The sequence below is a fragment of the Rickettsia australis str. Phillips genome (assembly GCF_000273745.1).
Classification (GTDB): Bacteria; Pseudomonadota; Alphaproteobacteria; order Rickettsiales; family Rickettsiaceae; genus Rickettsia; species Rickettsia australis.
This window is the reverse complement of record NZ_AKVZ01000050.1, coordinates 1-1,674: the sequence shown is the minus strand read 5'-3', so window position 1 is coordinate 1,674 and position 1,674 is coordinate 1. Positions and strand designations below refer to the sequence as shown.

The window sequence follows — 1,674 nt, the reverse complement described above, 5'->3', positions numbered from 1 at the left end:
GTATACTAATATGTTAATAAAAAATTAACTTATCTTGCTATAGATTTGTTTTTTTGTATTAATTTTTGTTGTTGTTTTTCTACTTGACTCTGTACTATCTGATTTAATTCCTCACGTCGTTTTTTATGATCGTACGGCACTGTGTTTTTTCTTTGTGCATCTGTATTTTCCTCGATAAGGCAAGCGTTATTGTATAAGCGACTGGATTGCATATTGTAATTCTTAAATATTTTTAATAAATTATGATGAAGATGAGCAAAACTGCTTGTAAAAATAATCGCTATAACTCACTTATTAATTCATAATTATTGATGCCCAATAAACTTATTAAGTCATCCTTAATTTTATCGGTCGATGTAAAATGAGTGGTTGTGTCTTCTTTAGCTAATTCATCTAATGATAACGATATGCTATTATTAGCATAATGCTTTGTACAAGCGGTTATATGTTGTTCTAACGGTTTGTATAGTTCTGGTAATATTTCTTGATGTTGAATAAACCTGAGATATCCAGATAATCTTTGTATATACTCGTTTATATGTAATGGTTCTTTTGGAGGATTATCTATGTATTGTAATATGTCATATTTTATCACTGTATTAATAAATTGTATATCGCTTTTAGTAGGTAATATTTTCATGTTCTAGTATTATATTGATGTTTCAGGTATATCAGCTATTAGAAATTTAATATTTGTGGGGTTTAGAGAATTTGTTAGTTTTTGGTGGGACTTCTTCTTTAGTAACTAAAGTTGCCAGTGTGCCATCTAAGTTAAAACGCTGAGTACCTTCAACAAGAAGTTTTTTATATCTGTAATCAGCACAATATCTTCTAAAAAATCTCTTAATTTGTTGTTTTGAGAAATTATCTTGCTCTAGTACTATAACTTCCTTACTGATACCTATCGCAAGAGGTTTAGAAGGGGGATAGAGAAGCATAGTGTTAGCAACGGAAGTAAAATGATACAGTGCAACGGATAAAAATTGATACAGTATTAAAGTATACTATCCTCTTGGTAAGGAGGTAATGAATAATGATAATACTGGAGCAAATAATGGAAATACAAATTTTGCATAAACATGGAAAGAGTCTAAGAACTATAGCCGAAGAAGTTGGCATATCAGTAAATACGGTACGTAAGTATTTAAAATATGATGGTACCCCAAAATATAAGGATAGGGTGAAGTTGGTAACAAAGCTTGCCCCATATAAAGATTACTTGAGTGATAGAATAAAGTCAGCCCATCCTGTACCTCTGCCTGGTATGTACTATTGCAGGAGATAAAAGAGTTGGGTTACACAGGCGGGATAACGCAACTCAGGGATTATTGAAGAAGTATAAAGCCAGTAGCTAAACAGGAGAATATAATAAGATTTGAGACTGCTTCTGGTAAACAAATGCAAGTTGATTGGATTGAATTTCGTAAAGGGAAAAATCCTCTATCAGCTTTTGTTGCTACTTTAGGATTTAGCCGAGCAAGCTATGTAGAATTTGTTAGCAATGAGAAACTAGTAACATTAATAGAGTGTCATAAACGGGCGTTTGATTATTTTGGTGGAGTACCGGAAGAAGTACTTTATGACAATATGAAGACAGTAATATTAGATAGAGATACATATGGCCATGGTATCCACCGCTTTAATAAAGGAATGTTGGATTTTGCAAAACATTAT

The 1,674-nt window shown here is 31.8% G+C and carries 5 protein-coding genes; 2 read left to right on the top strand and 3 right to left on the bottom strand.

Going from position 1 to position 1,674, the window contains the following annotated elements:
• Positions 1 to 29: 29 nt before the first annotated feature.
• The 3 genes from A452_RS0107445 to A452_RS0107435 form a co-directional block, all read right to left on the bottom strand.
• Positions 30 to 212 (bottom strand): hypothetical protein, encoded by a 183-nt coding sequence (locus A452_RS0107445; protein WP_017208721.1) that lies wholly within the window; start codon positions 210 to 212, stop codon positions 30 to 32.
• Positions 213 to 280: 68 nt separating this feature from the next.
• Positions 281 to 640: a hypothetical protein gene (locus A452_RS0107440; RefSeq protein ID WP_017208720.1), complete on the bottom strand. Its 360-nt coding sequence runs from the start codon at positions 638 to 640 to the stop codon at positions 281 to 283.
• A 46-nt stretch (positions 641 to 686) separates the two neighbouring features.
• Positions 687 to 938, bottom strand: coding sequence for a ProQ/FINO family protein (locus A452_RS0107435; protein ID WP_017208719.1), 252 nt, complete (start codon positions 936 to 938; stop codon positions 687 to 689).
• A 95-nt stretch (positions 939 to 1,033) separates the two neighbouring features.
• Between A452_RS0107435 and A452_RS09115 the strand changes: the two genes are divergently transcribed.
• Positions 1,034 to 1,285, top strand: coding sequence for a transposase (locus tag A452_RS09115; RefSeq protein ID WP_017208718.1), 252 nt, complete (start codon positions 1,034 to 1,036; stop codon positions 1,283 to 1,285).
• 53 nt (positions 1,286 to 1,338) lie between these two features.
• The coding region (locus A452_RS09110) for a DDE-type integrase/transposase/recombinase (protein WP_338009663.1) at positions 1,339 to 1,674 on the top strand (336 nt) is incomplete at its 3' end.